The organism is Ktedonobacterales bacterium, assembly GCA_036557285.1.
In the GTDB taxonomy this organism is placed as follows: Bacteria; Chloroflexota; Ktedonobacteria; order Ktedonobacterales; family DATBGS01; genus DATBHW01.
Genome location: DATBHW010000055.1, coordinates 68,892 through 85,880 on the forward strand (window position 1 = coordinate 68,892; position 16,989 = coordinate 85,880).

Here is a 16,989-nt window from a genome sequence, read left to right on the forward strand (position 1 = left end):
GGCTCAAGGCTGGCCTGTCGAGACGTGGGACTTCAGAGCGCAACGCTCGCCCTGGCGCAGCGGTGGCCGCCAAGATGGCGGCGCTACAGGTGGCGTCCCCCGATAGTTGGTGGAACTTATATCTGGCGCCGCCGGGGTGGGATAACAGACTAACCACTGTAACCGGGTTAACAGGTTAGGCTCTGACTGTGGCGCTCTGTCAGCCGCTGCTGGACGGTCTGCCAGATGGTATCTGCCAGGGTCTGCGTTGCGGTGCGCGCGTCGAATGTGACCCAGCGTGTGGGCTGCTGGGCAGCCAGTTTCAGATAGCCAGCATGCACCCGCTCGTGATAGTCCAGGCTGCGCTGATCGAGCCGGTCTAGCTGGCTCGCTCCGGCCTGGCTGGCCGAGCGGCGGCGCGCCAGCCCTTCGGCGGCGGGGATGTCCAGCAGCAAGGTAAGGTCGGGGGTCAGGCCGCCGGTGGCAATCTGCAAGAGGGTTTCCATTGTGGCGAAATCGAGGCCGGAGCCGTAGCCCTGATAGGCGCGGGTGGAATCGGCGTAGCGGTCGCTGATGACGATTTCGCCGCGTTCCAGGGCCGGGCGAATCACCTCGCCGACGTGCTGGGCGCGTCCCGCGCAGAGCAGGAAGAGATCGGTGATGGGCAGCAGGTCGCTGCGCGCCGGGTCATCCCAGATGGCGCGAATGGCTTCGCCGGCGGGCGTGCCGCCTGGCTCGCGGGTCAGCGTGACCGCATAGCCAGCCTGGCGCAGCCGCTCGGCCAGGAGCCGCGCCTGCGTGGATTTGCCGCCCCCTTCGGGGCCTTCCAGTGTGATGAAATAGCCTGTCATGGTTTGGTGAAGAAGAACTGTGCTTCTGACTAATAGAGAAACCACTCAAGTACTGCAAAGCAGGTCTGAAGGCAGCCTTCTATGGCTATGTCTGGGGCTATCTCCAGATCGTTTGCCTGTGCTTTCCTGTGCATCCATGTGGTGAACGAGATACATAATAAGAGAAGCATTGGGATGCCGCTCCCCATCCCTAGAGCGACCAATACCCAGAGCAGCCAACCTATTGAGAACCATAAGCTCGAAAACAATGCGCCTAGATAGGCGATCAGCACCATGATGGCAATGCCGATCTGCCAGGTGGGATGCTTTGCCTGTTTCTGGCGCTCTTCTGCTCCGAAATATCCCCGGCTTCTCATGGGGTTGTCCCTCGCTGTGCTAGGGAACGAGCTTGTCATATGCTTGGTGAGTGCCAATCCAAAACCAGATAATCGTATCTCCATCTACTGTGCCTAACGCGCGATAATGCGCGCCAATGCGCACGCTGTACCAGGGCGGTTTCTCGCTGGGATCAACGCATTTAAACTGCAAACTGCCGTGTCGGGGATTTTCTTTGAATAGCTCGTAAGCTTCGCGGGCCTGACGTTGCGCCTCGGCAGGGAGGGCGGCGAGAAGTGCGTTAAATCGTTTGGTGCGATGCGAACGAAACACTAGCCGCCAAATCCTCCCTCTTCAGTCTCGCCACGTTCGTATTCTGCCAGCGCCTCTTGCGCCATTCGTCGCACAGCCTCTTTGTGGCGTGGGTCGTTCAGCAGCGCCTCCCAGCGCGCATCGGCTATCACCGCGTCAAGCACCTGCTGAAACTGTTCTGCTACCACCTGCTGCAACTCAGGAGGTAGCTGCTCTGCCTGCTCTATCACCCGCTTGAGCGTCTGTGTCATCGCTTTGTCCTTTCCTCACCTCTCCAGGCTCTTGTCTCTGACCCCCTGTTTATCTGGCAACTGTTGACCAGAGCCATCTTGCCTGCTACGATAGGAGTATATCATCTCGCTGTGAGGGAAAGGATGTTCCTCCAATGCCCTGTCTATCAACTCTTCAGCCGCCTGGGTTCTTTGATGTTACCTTTGCGCATCCATATCTTCTTATAGGCGGGCTGGCGCTGTCCTTTCTGCTCTTCCTGGGGTTTGAGTGGTTGTGGCGATTCTGGCTTGCCAGAAATCTCCACTATGTTCCACTCCTCAAGGAGCAGCCCATTCTGTACCTCTTAGCTGATCTGGGTGGAACTTTATGTTTGCTTGGCCTGTTGGTTGTGGCGGTAGGTATCCAATGGGGGAATGCTATCAATGCCTGGTATGCCGCTGCCGGGCAGGATACTATTGATCGATGTATCAGTGTATTTTTTGCGCACTATAAGGCAGGCACCCCTTCGGACCAGAGCGCCGTTGATCAATCTATTCAGGCTATTGTGGATAGGTATAATCACATCTACATGGTTCAATATCAACTAATTATTTTGGCGCTTATCGCCAGCATTGGCGGCTCGCTTCTGGTCTATTACGGTGCAAGGAAAGCAAAGACACTAGCTCGTTCAATCGAAACCCCATAATGAGCTAACCCAATATGATAACAAAAACGAGAGGACACAGTTCGTCGCGTCCCCTCGTTTTTTTGTCCTGCGGGTACCTGCCCGCCTTATTGCTGGACCTTGAAGATTTTCACGCGCCGGTTGGGTTCCTTGCCCCGGCTGCGCGAAGCGAGGTTGTAGCGTTCGGCCACCTGATGTTGCAGGCGGCGGATGTAGGCGTTTTGCGGTGAAAGCTCCACCGCGTTGGCCCCGTTGGTGAGGACGTGGCCGATGGCGTCTTCCGCCTCCTGAATAGCTTCGGTGGTCGGGTCGAGCGCGCCGCCGCTGCCCGGCGCTCGCTCCACCGTCAGGTCAATGTCGAAGAGGTGCGCGAGGCATTCGATCATCTGCTCGACGGTGTTGTTTTTCAGGATGTAGATGGGCTTGCGCTCGCTTTCGGCGGCTCGCAACCGCTCCGGCTGGTTGCGGTAGTAGTTTTTGAGCGTGATAATCACGTCGGCGTCGTTCTGGTCGCGGCTGATGACGACGGGTACCGCCATCTGGCGGATGGCCTGCTCCAGGCGGGTGCGGCTGATCCCGAAGGGATAGATGCGCACCGTGGTCAGGGCTGGCGAAGCAGGCTCCGCCGAGCCGTCACCAGCCAGTTCCTCTGGCTGGTTCTTGACGAGTTCGGCCAGGCGTTCGGCGGCGCGTCGTGGCGGCGGTTTCTGGCCGTCAGGCGGGTAGCCATTCCCTTTGCCGTTCACGGCGGTCAGACCGGCGGTGTTTGCGCGCCCGCTCCGCAGGCCGTTCGCCATTCCGCTGCGCGGGCCAAGGCCCGCCCCGCGAAAAGGGGAGAACGGCCCTCCATTGGGCGCGCTGGCGTTGCCTCCGCCGCCCCAGGCAGGCGATTCCATCGGCTGCACACTGATGCGCCGCGCCGAAATGCGGCCCTCGCTATCTCGTATGCGCTCTTCCGCCACAGGTGGCGAGCCGCGCAGAATATCGTCAATGGTTTCCGCGACATCGCGGTGTATGATGAGGCGCTGTCGGTCCTGCTGCTCGATGACGACATCGAAGGTCGGGGGGGCTTTGCGCTCCAGCACGCTTTTCTGCGTGCCACGGCGGCGAGCTTCCTCGTCGCCGAGCGTGACAGTCTGAATGCCGCCCAGCAGATCAGAGAGCGTGGGGTTCATCATCAGGTTGTCGAGGGTGTTGCCATGCGCCGTACCCACCAACTGCACGCCGCGCTCGGCGATGGTGCGAGCCGCCTGGGCCTCCAGTTCGGTCCCGATTTCATCAATGACGATGACTTCGGGCATGTGGTTTTCGACGGCTTCGATCATCACCCCATGCTGCGCGTTGGGTGTGGCGACTTGCATCCGGCGCGCCCGGCCAATGCCGGGGTGTGGGATGTCGCCATCGCCTGCGATTTCGTTGGAGGTGTCAACGATGACGACGCGCTTGCTGAGTTCATCAGCCAGCACGCGCGCGGTCTCGCGGAGCATGGTCGTTTTGCCGACACCTGGTCGGCCCAGAATGAGGATGCTTTTGCCCTCTTCGATGATGTCCCGAATGAGCGCGATGGTGCCATAGACCGCGCGCCCGACGCGCAGGGTCAGCCCCACGACCTTGCCTTTGCGGTTGCGGATGGCCGAGATGCGGTGCAGGGTGCGCTCGATGCCAGCGCGGTTGTCGGCGCCAAATTCTCCAATGCGATCCACGACATAGTGCAGGTCTGCTTCTGAGACCGGTTCATCGCACAGGATCACCTCCCTCTCTGGGAACCGGGCCTCGGCCTGGCGGCCAAGGTCCATGACAATCTCCAACAGCTCGGTGCGGTCCTCCAGTTGGTAGGCGGCCTCCTTAAACCGGGGAGGCAGGGACTCAAGCAGAGCATCCAGATCGTCAGTGATCACTTGTTGCATAGGTAATCTCATCACCTCTTGTGGCTGCGGTCTCAGGAGGATTGCCCTGAGTCGTCAGCCTGGTAGCGCGTGTGGGCTGTCCCCAGGCCCTTGACGCCATACGCCACTCGTTGTTCCAACGCCGGGACCAGGCGCCGCTGCATCGCGCGCAGGGTGAGATGGCGCACGAGCAGCGCCCGCGTGGCGACGTGTTCGAAGTTGCTGTCACGCAGGGCAGACACCACTGCTCCCTCATACTCACGGACCTGGCAGTAAACCGGTCGCGCATCGCCTCCTTCCCCCAGGAGCGAGAGTCCGAAGCGGAGCAGCGGAGTGGCGAGATCGGTATTTTCAGGATGAACCATGAGCGCGATCTGGTGGGGATGGGGGCCATGTCCCCGGCGTATCTGTACCCATCCACCCAGGCGCACGCCCAGGTCATAGACAAATCCTTCTTCGCGCGTTGGCAGGAACGGAAGCTGCCAGCGGCGCGGCTGTCCAACCCGCAGGCTGGTGTATTCGTTGCTGCCGACGTTTTCGGCGATTTGCACGACGCGCGGGGCGCAGGCGCTGTAGAGGCGCAGCAAGCCCCACTGGTCGTGCCGGTGCCAGCGGCGCAAGGGAAGCTGCGGCGGCGCGCTGGCGGGCGCGCCCTGTGGCAGCCAGAACGTCAGTTCGCGGGCGTATCGCTGGAACGAGCAGCGCAGGAAGAGTTCTAAATCGTCGGTGTCGTCGTCCACCTTGGCAAAGACGCGCTGGACGCCATGCATGATGGCGGCGTTGACGACGTATTCCAAGAGTTCCATGAGGATGTCGTCGTCGGGCGTGCCTTCGGCGGAACGATTCGGCAGCGAGGCGAGATAGCTCAAGTCCCAGGCGCAGCCACCTGCCCGCTGTCGCGCCTGGGCCACGCCGAGGATGCGCCAGTGGTCTTCGCAGAGCCAGGTGCGCGCCGTCGGGTTGATCGGGAACAGGCTGGCGAGCAGCGAGGTGAGCGAAGCACGAGCTTCCTCGGCGTCGGGAGTGCAGATGAAGTGAGCGAACTCACTGTTGCGCGCTCTCGCCCGGCGGTCGATAGCGTAGATGATACCGGGAAGGTCAACGTAGAGTACCGGCCTTATCATCCTCTATCCTGTGATCTATCTAGTACGCTCAGCGTTTCATTGGTTCATTCACCACCCTCTACGAGTCGAGAGGGTTCACACGCGCTCGTCTTGCGCGCGATGGCGCTTGACCAGGCGCAAGAAATAGGCATGAAAGCGGGGGTCGCCTGTCATTTCTGGATGAAAGGCGGTACCCAGCAGGTTATCCTGGCGAATTGCCACAATTGTGCCATCGTCCAGGGCTGCCAGCGCCTCGACACCATCTTCGACCGATTCTACCGATGGCCCGCGAATGAAGACGGCGTGAAACGGTGGGTCGCCAAGGACCGGAACGTTCAGGTCGGCCTCGAAGCTGTCGCCCTGGCTGCCAAAGGCGTTGCGCTTGACGCGCGCGCGCATGGTTGCCAGGAGCGGCTGCCCGGCCAGCGCGTTGTCGGTTTCGCGCGCCAGCAAAATCAGGCCGGCGCAGGTACCCCAAACAGGCGTGCCAGCGGCGATCAACTCGCGGAGCGGCTGCTGCAAGTGGTAGGCCATCATCAGCTTGCCAATGGTGGTGCTTTCGCCGCCAGGGATGATGAGGCCATCCAGCCCCTCAAGGTCTTGGGGGAGCCGCACTTCCCTTGGTTCAGCGCCCGCTTCTTTGAGCATGTTGGCATGCTCGCGGAAGTCGCCCTGGAGGGCGAGAACCCCGACAATGGGCTGCCGGATACGCCGGGTTGTCTGCGCCTGATGGTTCTTCATGGTTCTGAATCGGTGTTCTGAGCGATTGGAGCGGATATGTGTCGGATCACGACTACAGAGGCGAACGGTTGAGTGAAAGCAAGCGGGAATAGCAGTACAAGCGCCTCCTTTCACTCTACATCCTACCACAGCCCGGCTCATTTGGCAACTGCCAGAGAGAAGCAGGCGAGGCTATGTACAGGTCGCCCCCGCCCTGCCCTGGCGATTGAAATCGCGGCTAGAGGCGTCTGCGGACGCCGCCAAGTCCCTCTTCAGGGACTTGGCGGCGCGGCCTTCAGCCGCCAGCGGGCTGGCCCGTTGGTACGGTGGCGTGGAGGGCAAACGCGCGCTGGCGCAGCGTTGGCCGCCAGGATGGCGGCGCTACAAGTATAAGCGCCGCGCTTCAGAGGCCAACGTTCGCACGGGCGAGCCTTCGCCCTCCGTGCCAGCGCACCAGCAGGCCAGCGTTGAGCCGCCAGGATGGCGGCGCTACAAGTACCACGCCCTCTCAGCCCCCTGCCGCTGAGACGGCGGCGGTACGACAGGCCAGCGGTGGGCCGCCGGGACGGCGGCGGTACGAGTGACACGCCTCTGCACGAAACAGGCGCTAAGCAACGTTCTCGCCTGTGAGCAAGGAGGATCAGGCGCCGTAGTTCTAATGGGTACAAGTTGGTCCTAGAATCTTCAAGCAAAGGGAGTGTCTGCGTGAAACTTCAGAAGCTAGCCCTGCTCCTCCTTCTGGTCTTGCTCGCCGCGTGCAGTTCGGGAAGCACTTCTCAGGCTACGCCTACCGCCACACCAACGGCTGGCATCCCCCCAACGGAGCCTATCCCCGCTGTCCCGGCGCTCCCGGTGCATTTCTTCACCCAGGACCATGTTCAACTTGCCGGGTTGCTTTATGGGAAGGGCAAGACGGCCATTATCTGCTCGCATGAAACGCGCACGAGCAAGATCATCTGGAGCGCCAGTGGCATGCCGCAGCGCCTTGCCGAGCGCGGCTATATGGTGCTGGCCTACGACTTTCGCGGCTATGGCGATTCGGCCAATGGGGGCACCCTGAACTTTGATGCTGACCTGCGCGCGGCGATGGCTTTTGTACGCCAGCAGGGAGCTACCAGGATTGTGCTGCTGGGTTCGAGCATGGGCGGTACGGTTTCGCTCAAAGTGGCAGCGAGTGAGTCAGTCGCTGCTGTGATTACCCTTTCGGCCCCCCAGCATTTTGCCGTTATCCCTGTCAGCGATAGCGATGTGCAGGCGATCACTGCGGCAAAACTCTTTGTGAACAGCCAGGATGACACCTATGCCTCTGCCACCATGTCTATGTACGCGCTTGCCAGCGATCCCAAGCAGATACAGATGTATTCCGGCTCGGCGCATGGTGTCACCATTTTTTATACCGAACATGGCGCGGCTTTAACGCAGCTTATTTTGGATTTTATCGCGCGGTACGCGCCAGCCAGCTAGCCGCTGAGTTGGGGAGTGTGTTCTAAGAATGCTTCACAAACCGACGGTTGGCTCCACCCCTGCCGCCTGGAAGGACGGCGCTGCAACCCCGCCCCTGCTCGTGCGGAGGTTTTGTCAGGCGCTCTAAGCGGCCTCTTTCGCCCCTCCCTAGCCCATTTGTCTTATTTGTGAGGGAATTGAGACATATATTGGCTGTCTATTACGACCTATGTAATGGAGCAGTAAAAGGCTTTCCGCGTGGGCCGCTGAAAAGCAGTTCGCTGGTGGTTGATTGGAGGGTTGAGCGTCTGATTTGCTCTCGCACGCATAAGCGGTGTGTGGTCTGTAGCGCCTGATACGAGCGACATGGTATTGGAAGGTGATTGGCAATGAATGCTGGCGACTATCCCCGGCGTGAACCGTCTCCCGGCGGCGGCTTATTTAAGCGTCCTTTTCCTTTGTCCCCCGACGAGCCAGCCAAACACCCGCGACAGACGCCGCTGTTGGAGGCGGATGAACCGGCGTATAGCGATGAACTGGCCGAGGGTGTGGACTTTCGGCCCCCTGGGCGGCCTGGCCGGGTCAGCCGCAAACCGCGACGGCGCGCGCGGCGCGTCATTCTGAAGACGACGCTGGCGGTCTTTTTGCTGGCAAGCTGCTCGTCCCTGGCGTTTCTTGGGGCCAGGCTCTATCACCTCTATACCATTGCCCAGACCGTGACCGGCAAGGCGCTGCCAACCATCGCCGTCCCTACGAATGTGCCGCAGCCGACGGCGCTGGCCGGTGATCTTTCCAATGTGCCCGCGTTTAATCTGCTTTTGCTGGGCAGCGACAACGATGCCAAGTTTGGCGATGGCGCGGTGCTGACGCAGACGGATATTGTCGTGCGCGTCGATCTGACCCATCACAAGATCACGATGGTTTCTATTCCCCGTGATATGTATATCAAGACGGACTATGGCGTGTGCTGTCTGAAGCTGGATGAAATCTCGAACAATGCTGATGGCATGAGCGACCCATTGAATGCGAAGCTGCATGGCTTTGCCCATACGGCGGCGGCGATTGAAGCTGATTTCGGGATTCCTATTCATGCCTTTGCCTGGGTCGGGCTGGCTGGCTTTGTGAAGGTGATTGATACGCTGGGCGGCGTGGATGTGGATGTGCTGCATCCGATTCTGGATGACGCCTATCCTAAAGACCTCAATCCAAACGGCAACCCACATGCCTATCAGCGCCTGTATATCCCGGCAGGACCGCAGCATCTGAATGGCGTGACAGCACTCCAGTATGTGCGCTCGCGCCATTCGGATGGCACCGGTGATTTTGGGCGTTCGGCGCGCCAGCAATCGGTGCTGGTCGCGCTGAAGAGGAAGCTCGATAACCCGGCGATCCTGGGGCAGTTGGATGAGCTTGCCAGCGATCTGCAAGGCAGTGTGCTGACAAGCCTGACGATTCCGCAAATTATCTGGCTGGCGAACTGGGCGAAAGGCTTGCCGTCGAACGCCATTGTGCAGAAGGTGCTGAGCGCCCCCCAGTATGGCCGGTTTTATGACGTTCCAACCGCAGGCGGCTCGACGAAATCGGTGATCATGCCAAACTGGGCGGCGATTAACCAGACGATTCGGCAAATCTTCCCCGATGCCGTCGCTCATGTGAACCTGAGCAAGCCATCAGGGACGGATGCCCAGACGATCCAGACGGAGGGCGCGCGCATTCTGATTGAAAACGGAAGCGGCGTAAGCGGAGTCGCCAGCAAGCTCACTGCGATCTTGAAGCGCGACGGCTTTAAGGTGGTGGGCGCGCAGGATGCTGATCGCGTCTATCTGGCAACCCAGCTTGAGCAGTACAGCACGAAAGCGGCGGGAACCGCCGACATTTTGGAACAGATGCTTGGCGTGCCGATCCTGGCTCCGAAGATAGCCGGGCCAAAAGGGGCGGATATTGTGATTATCATTGGCAAAGACATTGCCGATGCCATCCAGCGGGCATCGTAAGCCAGGAGGGAAATATGGGAAACTACAAGCTCGTGTGATGCAGCCCTAGCTCCAGGGAGGGTTGCCAATCGTTAGTTGGTCGTCAAAGTCGCCACTAATTGGCCCTGAGCGGTTGCCCTACCAGTCTTGGTCATTCCATCTGCCTGGCTGGATCGCACGAGGTCCGCTATGCCTGCCTGGGCGTGGTGGAGGCGCATCGAAACTTGTTAGACCCATTCTTCTGACGCCAGTTTGCCGCATGCGGAGGAAGAGAAAGAGCGTGACAATGGCCCCCAGCGCCAAAGCGGCGCTTAGTACCGAGAGCAGCACAATAGGCAGATTGTCCCCAGAGCTATCGGGGGTATTGGGGCCAGGGATAGCGGTTGCCGTTACAACGGGTGTTGCCGTTGGAAGGGGTGTTGGCGTCGCAGTTGGAGGCGTCGTTGGGGTTGGTGTCGGCTGGTCAACCACTGTGAGTGACAATGATCCATCATTGCCTGCGGTGAGAGCCGGTGTGGCTGTGGGACCTGTCGGCTGGCTCGCCGCGTATACAAAGATCGTTGCGCCCGCCCCCACATTTCCTGGCAGTGGAACCAAGATATTGAATGTCCCATCATTTTTCGCAGTCACTTGCTTCTTGCTTGCGTTCTGGCAAGACACACAGGTGCCGACAAAGACGGTAATCTGCTGACTACCTGGCAACCAGTTTTGTCCGGTGACTGGCACACTTCTACCTTGAACCACGGTTGGACCATCAACATGCAGCGATGGCGGACTTGCCGAGAGTACTGTAAATGTACTGATACCCAGGGAAGGAGGCGATCCATTTACGCTGCCACATGCCCAGTAGGAATGTCCCACCTTATTTGCTGACGCAGGCCAACGGAATGTTTGCGTGAACTCTCCAGCCTGCGGGTCAATTCCTGGGGCTTGCACCTGTTCGGAGCCATTTGTGCAAGCTGAACCCGGCTGGCCTGGCGTATCGTTAGCCTCATCCGCCAGTGTGATGGACACACAACATGTGGAGGGCCAATTACCTCCCTGCACGTCCACCAGCGTCCCAACCGGCCCCTCTGCATGGCCGCCCGGTTGTCCAGGATAGATAGGCGAAAGAAACTTGATAAAGGGCGCATTTTCTGCTGCGCGCGCCTGCCCTGGAAGAGCCAGGGTCGTTGTTACCAGCATCGTCAACGCTACCAGCACCGCCAGCCCAAGTTTTGCCACCCAGACCGTCCATCCTGGCTGACAACCATTTACCAGGGTGAGAGGCGAGATCCTGTACAGTTTCATAAGTATGCCCTCCCTGACAAACAATTCTCAAGAGACTGAGGCAATATCAACCCTTCGGGTTTTGGGTGAGCAATGGGTAGGAGCAAGACCAGCAGCGATGAGTACATAGCCAGTCTGGCTATCTCATCCATTTATAACGAAGAAAGAAGGCAAACAGCAACACTTTGAGACTGATTGTTTAGAATCTCTCACAAAACCTCTCCAGAGGAGAGCGGTGTGTAGCGCCGCCTGGAAGGCGGCGGTACGGGCGTTATTGTGTATCCTGGAGCGCGACCACCCCTGGAAGGGCGCGCCCTTCCAGAAATTCGAGCGACGCGCCGCCGCCGGTGGAGACGTGTGACATTTTGTCCGCCGCGCCAGCAGCTTCGACGGCTGCGGCTGAATCACCCCCGCCAATAATGGTGGTTGCGCCGCGCTCGGTGGCATCGGCCAGAGCGGCGATGAGCGCGTTGGTCCCTCTGGCAAAAGCCGGAAACTCGGCGACACCCATTGTGCCGTTGAAGACCATCGTCTGGGCATCGGAGAGAACGCTGCGGAAGGCTTCTACCGTCCTGGGGCCAATATCAAGGATGCGCCAGCCCGCAGACACCTGATCGGGTGTGACGGTCTGGCTGGCGGCGTCGGCGGCGAACTTATCGGCGATAACTACATCCACCGGCAAGAGGAAGCGTTTGCCGAGCCGCCGGGCATCGGCCATGATGCGCCGCGCTTCGTCCAGCTTGTCGTCTTCCACCAGGGAATCGCCGACCTGATGGCCCTGGGCCTTCAAGAAGGTATTTGCCATCGCGCCCCCGATGAGCAGGGCATCGGCCAGGCTCAGCAGCCGATCCAGTACGCCGATCTTGTCCGAAATCTTCGCGCCGCCGATGATAGCGACGAGCGGGCGCTTCGGATTCTCCAGGGCGCTGCCCAGATAGCCAAGTTCTTTCTCCATCAAGAACCCGGCATAGCCAGGCAGGATATGCGCGATGCCCTCGGTTGAGGCGTGGGCGCGGTGCGCGGCGCCAAAGGCGTCGTTGATATAGACTACGCCCAGGCTGGCAAGCTGGCGGGCAAAGTCGGGGTTGTTCTTTTCTTCTTCCTTATGAAAGCGCAGGTTTTCGAGCAGCAAGACCTCGCCTGGCTCAAGCGCCCGGGCCATCTGCTCTGTCTCCGGGCCAATACAGTCGGGGGCGAGCCTGACGGGTCGCCCCAGCAGATGCGCGAGCCGCTCAGCCACCGGCTTGAGGCTCAGCTTTTCGAGACGCTGCCCATCTGGCCGCCCCAGGTGGGACATGAGGATAACTGCTGCCTGATGGTCCAGCAGGTAGGTGATGGTTGGCAAGGCTGCGCGGATGCGCGTGTCGTCGGTGATCTGGCGGGCATCGTCCAGCGGCACGTTGAAATCGGCGCGCACCAGGACGCGCTTGCCCTGTACGTCCGCGTCGCGGATGGTGGCTTTCTGCATCAGAAGCCCTTCTTGCCGAGGAAATCAGCCAGATCAGCGACACGGCTGGAGTAGCCCCACTCGTTGTCGTACCAGGCAACGACCTTGACAAAGTTGTCGCCGATGATCATGGTGGAGTCGCCGTCCACGATGGCGGAGTGGGCGTCGCCCCGAAAATCGCTGGAGACCAGCGGCTCATCGGTGTAATCCAGAATGCCGTTGAGATGCCCGTTGGCGGCGTCCTTGAACGCCTGGTTGATGGCGTCGCGGCTGGCAGGTTTCTTGAGTGTCGCGGCCAGGTCAATGATGGAGACGGTGACGGTGGGGACACGCAGCGCCATGCCATCGAATCTGCCCTTGAGTTCGGGGATAACGAGCGCGACGGCTTTGGCCGCGCCAGTGGTGGTGGGAATGATATTTGCGCCTGCTGTGCGGGCGCGGCGCAGGTCTTTATGCACTTGATCGAGGATGCGCTGGTCGTTGGTGTAGGCATGAACGGTGGTCATCAGGGCTTTTTCGATGCCAAAGGTGTCGTTGAGGACTTTGGCGACGGGGGCCAGGCAGTTGGTGGTGCAGGAAGCGTTGGAGATGATGTGATGTCTGGCGGGGTCGTATTTGTCCTCGTTGACGCCCAGCACAATGGTGATGTCCTCGTTTTTGGCGGGCGCGGAGATAATCACCTTGCGCGCGCCGCCGCGCAGATGGGCGCTGGCCTTTTCCGCGTCGGTGAAGATGCCCACCGATTCGACGACGATGCCAATATCGTGATCCCCCCAGGGAATCGCGCCGGGGTCTCGTTCGGCATAGACCTTGATGTGCCGGTCGTTGACGATCAGGTCTTTGCCATCTACGCTGACCTTGCCGGGGAAACGGCCATAGGTGGAATCGTATTTGAGCAAATGGGCATTGGTGTGGCTGTCGGTGATGTCGTTGATAGCGACCACCTCAATATCGGGGTGGCGCTCCAACAGCGCCTTCAGGGTCTGGCGGCCAATGCGGCCAAAGCCGTTGATGCCGACACGAATTGCCATGCGGGATAATCCTCCTTAGAAGGTAGGTCAGAAGGTCAGTCAGGAAAGTAGGCTGAAACGGTATTTCGCAGCCACAAGCTGTTTCATTCTAGCACGAAGACGCAAAAGATGGCCGGTATCGGCATCGCCGGGTTTCACTAACTATCGGAGGTTGCCACTTGTAGCGCCGCCTTCCAGGCGGCTAGCGACTAGCCGCCTGGAAGGCGGCGCTACAAGTAACACGCCTCGCCTGCCAACGCCTCATGTGTGGTGGAACTGCATCGCCGCAAGGCTTGTGCCATGTTCGCAAAGAGCGGTCTGATTATTGCTGAATGAGGGTTGCCAAGTTTTGCTAGCCGCCTGGAAGGCGGCGCTACATGCAGCCCCTCAGCCCCGCCGTGAGCCGCCAGGGACGGCGGCGCTACAGGCGGCTTGCCGCCGGGACGGCGGCGGTACGGGTGGGATGCAGCCGGATGTATTCTGAGTGAGGCCAGACAGCAGGCAGAAAGCGTTGCCATATGTCTGATGAAGCCCAGGCGATGGCCGAGATACTGGTACAATCGAGCGAGGAGAAGAGTGCTTTGCAGCAAGCTCTCCTGGTAAGCGCGAGGCTCTTTACCAGGGACGTGCTGCGCTTTTCGCATGACTGGCAGGTACGCTGGATAGATGTTGCCGTAACACAGGAGTTGGCGGAGATCAGCGAGACGCTTCTGGTCGCTCTGGCCGGGCTGGAGAGCGAGTTGATCCGCCCGGAAGGCCCGTCTCAGTTCCAGGTTTCCCAATTGCTGGGCGCGCTGCTGGGTATGCCAACAAACCCTGGCCCTGTGACCCGCTTGCAGGGACTGATCAAGGATGATCCGGCGACCATGTCGCTGGAAGACCAGCGCCTGCTGAGCGAGGCCGATACGCTGTTTATTCAACTCGACGGTTTTCGCGCCCAATGGCAGGATTATCTCTCGCTGGCGACGGCAGTGGATCGGACGGGCGCTCGTAAGCGCACAGAGCCGCTGCTGCCGCCGCTGCCCCCCAACCGAAGGGGCCGCAGCGGCCTGGGAGCGGGAGCTGCGGAACAGCGCGCGCCCTTTCCGAGCTGGGACGCCGCGACGAGCGAGGCTTCGACTCCAGGGGCGTTTTCGCCGCCAGCCAGTTCGCCGCCGCCCGCCTGGCAAAACGCGGGTTTGCTCAGTGGGATGGGGGGTGTGCTGAAGGCGCTGCTGCCGTTCTTGCTGGCGCTGGTCGTGATTGTTTTCCTGTCGTATGTCGTGATCAGCCGCCTGCCGAAGACTGAGGGCCAGACATCGCCTGGTCGGACGCTTGCGACTGCGCTGTCCACGCCCACCGCCACGCCAGCCAGCCAGCCTTCCCCTCCTGCAAGCGCCACCAGCCAGCCTTCTCCGCAGCCTTCCCCCACTCCCACGCTTCAGCCGACGGCCACCACACCTGCCGGTCCCGCTCAGTTGAGCGTGAATCCGCCGCTGCTGGCGCTGCCATGCCCAGGGACGGGCGAGGCTCCGCTGCAACTGGCAAATACCGGCTCAGCGCCGCTCGACTGGCAGGCGACCGCTGCGGGCGCATCGGGGGGAGACGCTGGCATTCTGCTGGATGGCGCACCCAGCGAACAGGGGCATCTCAACCCCGGCGAGGTGGCCCAGATCAGCGTCACCGCCCAGACGACGACCGCCCAGGGGACGATTACGATTACCTCTTCGGGAGGCTCTGGCCCGGTGACGGTCAGTTTTCGGGTCAATTGCTGAGTGACCGTTTTTCTTAATAAAATGAGCAGGCGCGAATCAGAGAAGAAAATGCAATATCCGCGATTTCTAGAGCCGCTGCCCGAAGGCAAACACGACCGGCTGTGTGATGTTCAGGCGCAGCGTCTCGCTTCGCGCGCGCTCCAGAGTCTGGCGGTAGCTGGCTTCCGGCATAATCTGCGCCCGCGCCATGATGGGTTGAACGTTGGTCAGGATGGACAAGAGGTCTGTCGCCAGGAGCCGCTGCTGTCGTTGGGCCTGCCGCCCTGTTCCGGCCAGCGCGCGCCGCTCCTGAACATGCGCCAGGCCCGCCTCGTGTAAGTAGCGCGCGAGATAGGGGGCAGCGCCCGGATGCAAGCCGCGCGCGGCCATCAGCTGCTGCATTGCCTCCCACAGTGTATTGAACGCCTGGCTCTGGCTGGACGCGCTGCTCATATCGAAGTCCACCAGTTCCACGTAGCCGCCTCTTCGGGTGACACGCGCCATCTCAGCGACGACAGCGGGCCAGCGGTCCATAGGCACGAAGGGGGAGATCGCTCGCGCGTGGGTAAAATCAAACGCTTCATCCTCGAACGGGAAGCGTTGGAAGGCATCGGCTTCCAGAAATGTGAAGTTGGGCGGGAACATGCCGCCAGGACCAAGCCGCGCCAGCGAGGCTTCCATCGGCGTGCGATCAATGTCGAAGCCGATGACCTGAGCCTGCTTGAACTCCAGGGCCATTTCGCGGCACCAGATGCCGGTGCCGCAGGCGACATCGAGGATCTCGCGCGGCTGGCGCAGCCGCGCGAAGTAATTGCGACCAAGCAGCAGTTTGTAGAGATGGTGCTGAAGATCGAGCCGATCTCCCTCTGCTTTGTCTTTCGGCATGACATAAGGTGTGTTTGTAAGGATACGCCGCCCGCCGAGCCAGCCCTGGCTGTGCGATGCGCTGCCATCCGAGGCTTCCGCTTGCTGTGGGCTGCGCCGGAACCAACCAAAGAGACGCATGAGATCACCAGTCCTTTCTTCACAGAGAGGTTTTTGCGCTGCTCATGGTTCAACGCTGACAGACCAGAGGCGCACTGTCCCGTCGTGGCTTCCCGTTGCCAGCAGGAGGATGTTCGCGTCGGTGAGTTGTGGGGAGAGGGTTCCCAAGGTTCTGGTCGTTTGCAGCGAAAACGCTACAGCGGACACCGCCCCTTCGTGGCCTGAAGCGGTTGCGACTGAGCGCCCGGTTTCAACGACCCAGAGCCGCGCTGTGCTGTCTTCATTTCCGGTTGTCAGCAGGCGGCTGTCGGGGCTAAAGGCCAGGCTGAGGACGCCGCCCCTGGGTCCGGCCAGGCGGCGATACAGTTGCCCGTCCTGCATCCCCCAAATCTGGACTTCCCCGGTTTCCAGGCCGCAGGCCAGCCAGCGCCCGTTTGGGCTGAAGGCCACGCTTGTGACCCATTCCTGGGATTGAAACAGGGTTGTCAGCGGGCGTCCCTCTGGCGATTGCCAGAGACGAACCGTCCCATCTTGCGAGGCGGTGGCGAGTATCTGACCAGCGGGATGGAAGGCGATGCTCTCCACCACGTCGGTATGGCCTTTGAGGGCGATTGACGGGCTGCCGATGGTAATGCCCCGCAGATAGGCGCTGCCATCGAGAGAACTGGTGGCGAGCATCTGCCCATCTGGGCTGAAAGCAGCGGCGAGGATAGCAAAACGGTGGCTGTTGGGCCGTTGCAGCGGTTTCCAGGCGCGTGTGTCCCACAGCCAGAGGGTTCCGTTGCCATCTCCACCCGCCAGCAGCCGCCCATCGGGGCTACAGGCGATGGCCGAAAGGCTGGTGTTATGCAGCTTGACAAGGAGTTGCGCGCTGCCTGTTCCCAGTTCCCAAAGCTGCACCGCGCCGCTGCCGCTGGTGGTTGCTATTATCGAGAGGGAGGGGTGAAAGGCGGCCCCAAGCACCTGATCTCCAGGGTTGCCAAGTTTGCGTATCAGGTAAAGGTGAACTTGCTCCGGAGGAGGAACCGGGCGGTTTTGCACGGGTGCGCCTCCTTGCCAATGGCCGCTG

The 16,989-nt window shown here is 60.7% G+C and carries 15 protein-coding genes; 4 read left to right on the forward strand and 11 right to left on the reverse strand.

Annotated elements, in window-relative coordinates; all coding sequences use genetic code 11:
- Positions 1-167: 167 nt before the first annotated feature.
- The 3 genes from tmk to VH599_16485 all read right to left on the reverse strand — a co-directional run bounded on the left by tmk (position 168) and on the right by VH599_16485 (position 1,708).
- Entirely contained in the window at positions 168-830 is a 663-nt protein-coding gene (tmk, locus tag VH599_16475; protein ID HEY7349915.1) for a dTMP kinase, read from the reverse strand.
- A gap of 29 nt (positions 831-859) precedes the next feature.
- Positions 860-1,186, reverse strand: coding sequence for a hypothetical protein (locus VH599_16480; protein ID HEY7349916.1), 327 nt, complete (start codon positions 1,184-1,186; stop codon positions 860-862).
- Between the two features lie 291 nt (positions 1,187-1,477).
- Entirely contained in the window at positions 1,478-1,708 is a 231-nt protein-coding gene (locus tag VH599_16485; GenBank protein ID HEY7349917.1) for a hypothetical protein, read from the reverse strand.
- Between the two features lie 134 nt (positions 1,709-1,842).
- Here VH599_16485 and VH599_16490 point away from each other — a divergent pair, with 134 nt between their 5' ends.
- The gene (locus VH599_16490; protein ID HEY7349918.1) at positions 1,843-2,373 is read left to right on the forward strand and encodes a hypothetical protein; all 531 of its coding nucleotides are present in this window, start codon (positions 1,843-1,845) and stop codon (positions 2,371-2,373) included.
- Positions 2,374-2,459: 86 nt separating this feature from the next.
- Here the strand turns inward: VH599_16490 and VH599_16495 are convergent, their stop codons facing one another.
- The 3 genes from VH599_16495 to pdxT all read right to left on the reverse strand — a co-directional run bounded on the left by VH599_16495 (position 2,460) and on the right by pdxT (position 6,082).
- Positions 2,460-4,259 (reverse strand): R3H domain-containing nucleic acid-binding protein, encoded by a 1,800-nt coding sequence (locus tag VH599_16495; GenBank protein ID HEY7349919.1) that lies wholly within the window; start codon positions 4,257-4,259, stop codon positions 2,460-2,462.
- 32 nt (positions 4,260-4,291) lie between these two features.
- A complete protein-coding gene (locus tag VH599_16500; GenBank protein ID HEY7349920.1) occupies positions 4,292-5,362 on the reverse strand; it encodes a hypothetical protein in 1,071 nt (356 codons plus the stop codon).
- 75 nt (positions 5,363-5,437) lie between these two features.
- The gene (pdxT, locus tag VH599_16505) at positions 5,438-6,082 is read right to left on the reverse strand and encodes a pyridoxal 5'-phosphate synthase glutaminase subunit PdxT (GenBank protein ID HEY7349921.1); all 645 of its coding nucleotides are present in this window, start codon (positions 6,080-6,082) and stop codon (positions 5,438-5,440) included.
- Between the two features lie 684 nt (positions 6,083-6,766).
- On the opposite strand from pdxT, the gene VH599_16510 reads away from it, so the two are divergent.
- On the forward strand, positions 6,767-7,525 hold the full coding sequence (locus VH599_16510) for an alpha/beta fold hydrolase (GenBank protein ID HEY7349922.1): 759 nt from the start codon (positions 6,767-6,769) through the stop codon (positions 7,523-7,525).
- Positions 7,526-7,893: 368 nt separating this feature from the next.
- Positions 7,894-9,498 (forward strand): LCP family protein, encoded by a 1,605-nt coding sequence (locus VH599_16515; GenBank protein ID HEY7349923.1) that lies wholly within the window; start codon positions 7,894-7,896, stop codon positions 9,496-9,498.
- 117 nt (positions 9,499-9,615) lie between these two features.
- Here VH599_16515 and VH599_16520 read toward each other — a convergent pair whose 3' ends face one another.
- The 3 genes from VH599_16520 to gap form a co-directional block, all read right to left on the reverse strand.
- Entirely contained in the window at positions 9,616-10,767 is a 1,152-nt protein-coding gene (locus VH599_16520) for a hypothetical protein (GenBank protein ID HEY7349924.1), read from the reverse strand.
- 250 nt (positions 10,768-11,017) lie between these two features.
- The gene (locus VH599_16525) at positions 11,018-12,214 is read right to left on the reverse strand and encodes a phosphoglycerate kinase (GenBank protein HEY7349925.1); all 1,197 of its coding nucleotides are present in this window, start codon (positions 12,212-12,214) and stop codon (positions 11,018-11,020) included.
- On the reverse strand, positions 12,214-13,224 hold the full coding sequence (gene gap / locus VH599_16530; GenBank protein HEY7349926.1) for a type I glyceraldehyde-3-phosphate dehydrogenase: 1,011 nt from the start codon (positions 13,222-13,224) through the stop codon (positions 12,214-12,216). The genes VH599_16525 and gap overlap by 1 nt, the downstream gene beginning before the upstream one ends.
- A gap of 497 nt (positions 13,225-13,721) precedes the next feature.
- On the opposite strand from gap, the gene VH599_16535 reads away from it, so the two are divergent.
- Positions 13,722-14,957: a hypothetical protein gene (locus VH599_16535; protein ID HEY7349927.1), complete on the forward strand. Its 1,236-nt coding sequence runs from the start codon at positions 13,722-13,724 to the stop codon at positions 14,955-14,957.
- Between the two features lie 66 nt (positions 14,958-15,023).
- Here the strand turns inward: VH599_16535 and VH599_16540 are convergent, their stop codons facing one another.
- Together VH599_16540 and VH599_16545 are read right to left on the reverse strand one after the other, a co-directional pair.
- Positions 15,024-15,941 (reverse strand): class I SAM-dependent methyltransferase, encoded by a 918-nt coding sequence (locus VH599_16540; GenBank protein ID HEY7349928.1) that lies wholly within the window; start codon positions 15,939-15,941, stop codon positions 15,024-15,026.
- A 42-nt stretch (positions 15,942-15,983) separates the two neighbouring features.
- The gene (locus tag VH599_16545) at positions 15,984-16,961 is read right to left on the reverse strand and encodes a WD40 repeat domain-containing protein (protein ID HEY7349929.1); all 978 of its coding nucleotides are present in this window, start codon (positions 16,959-16,961) and stop codon (positions 15,984-15,986) included.
- Positions 16,962-16,989: the final 28 nt, after the last annotated feature.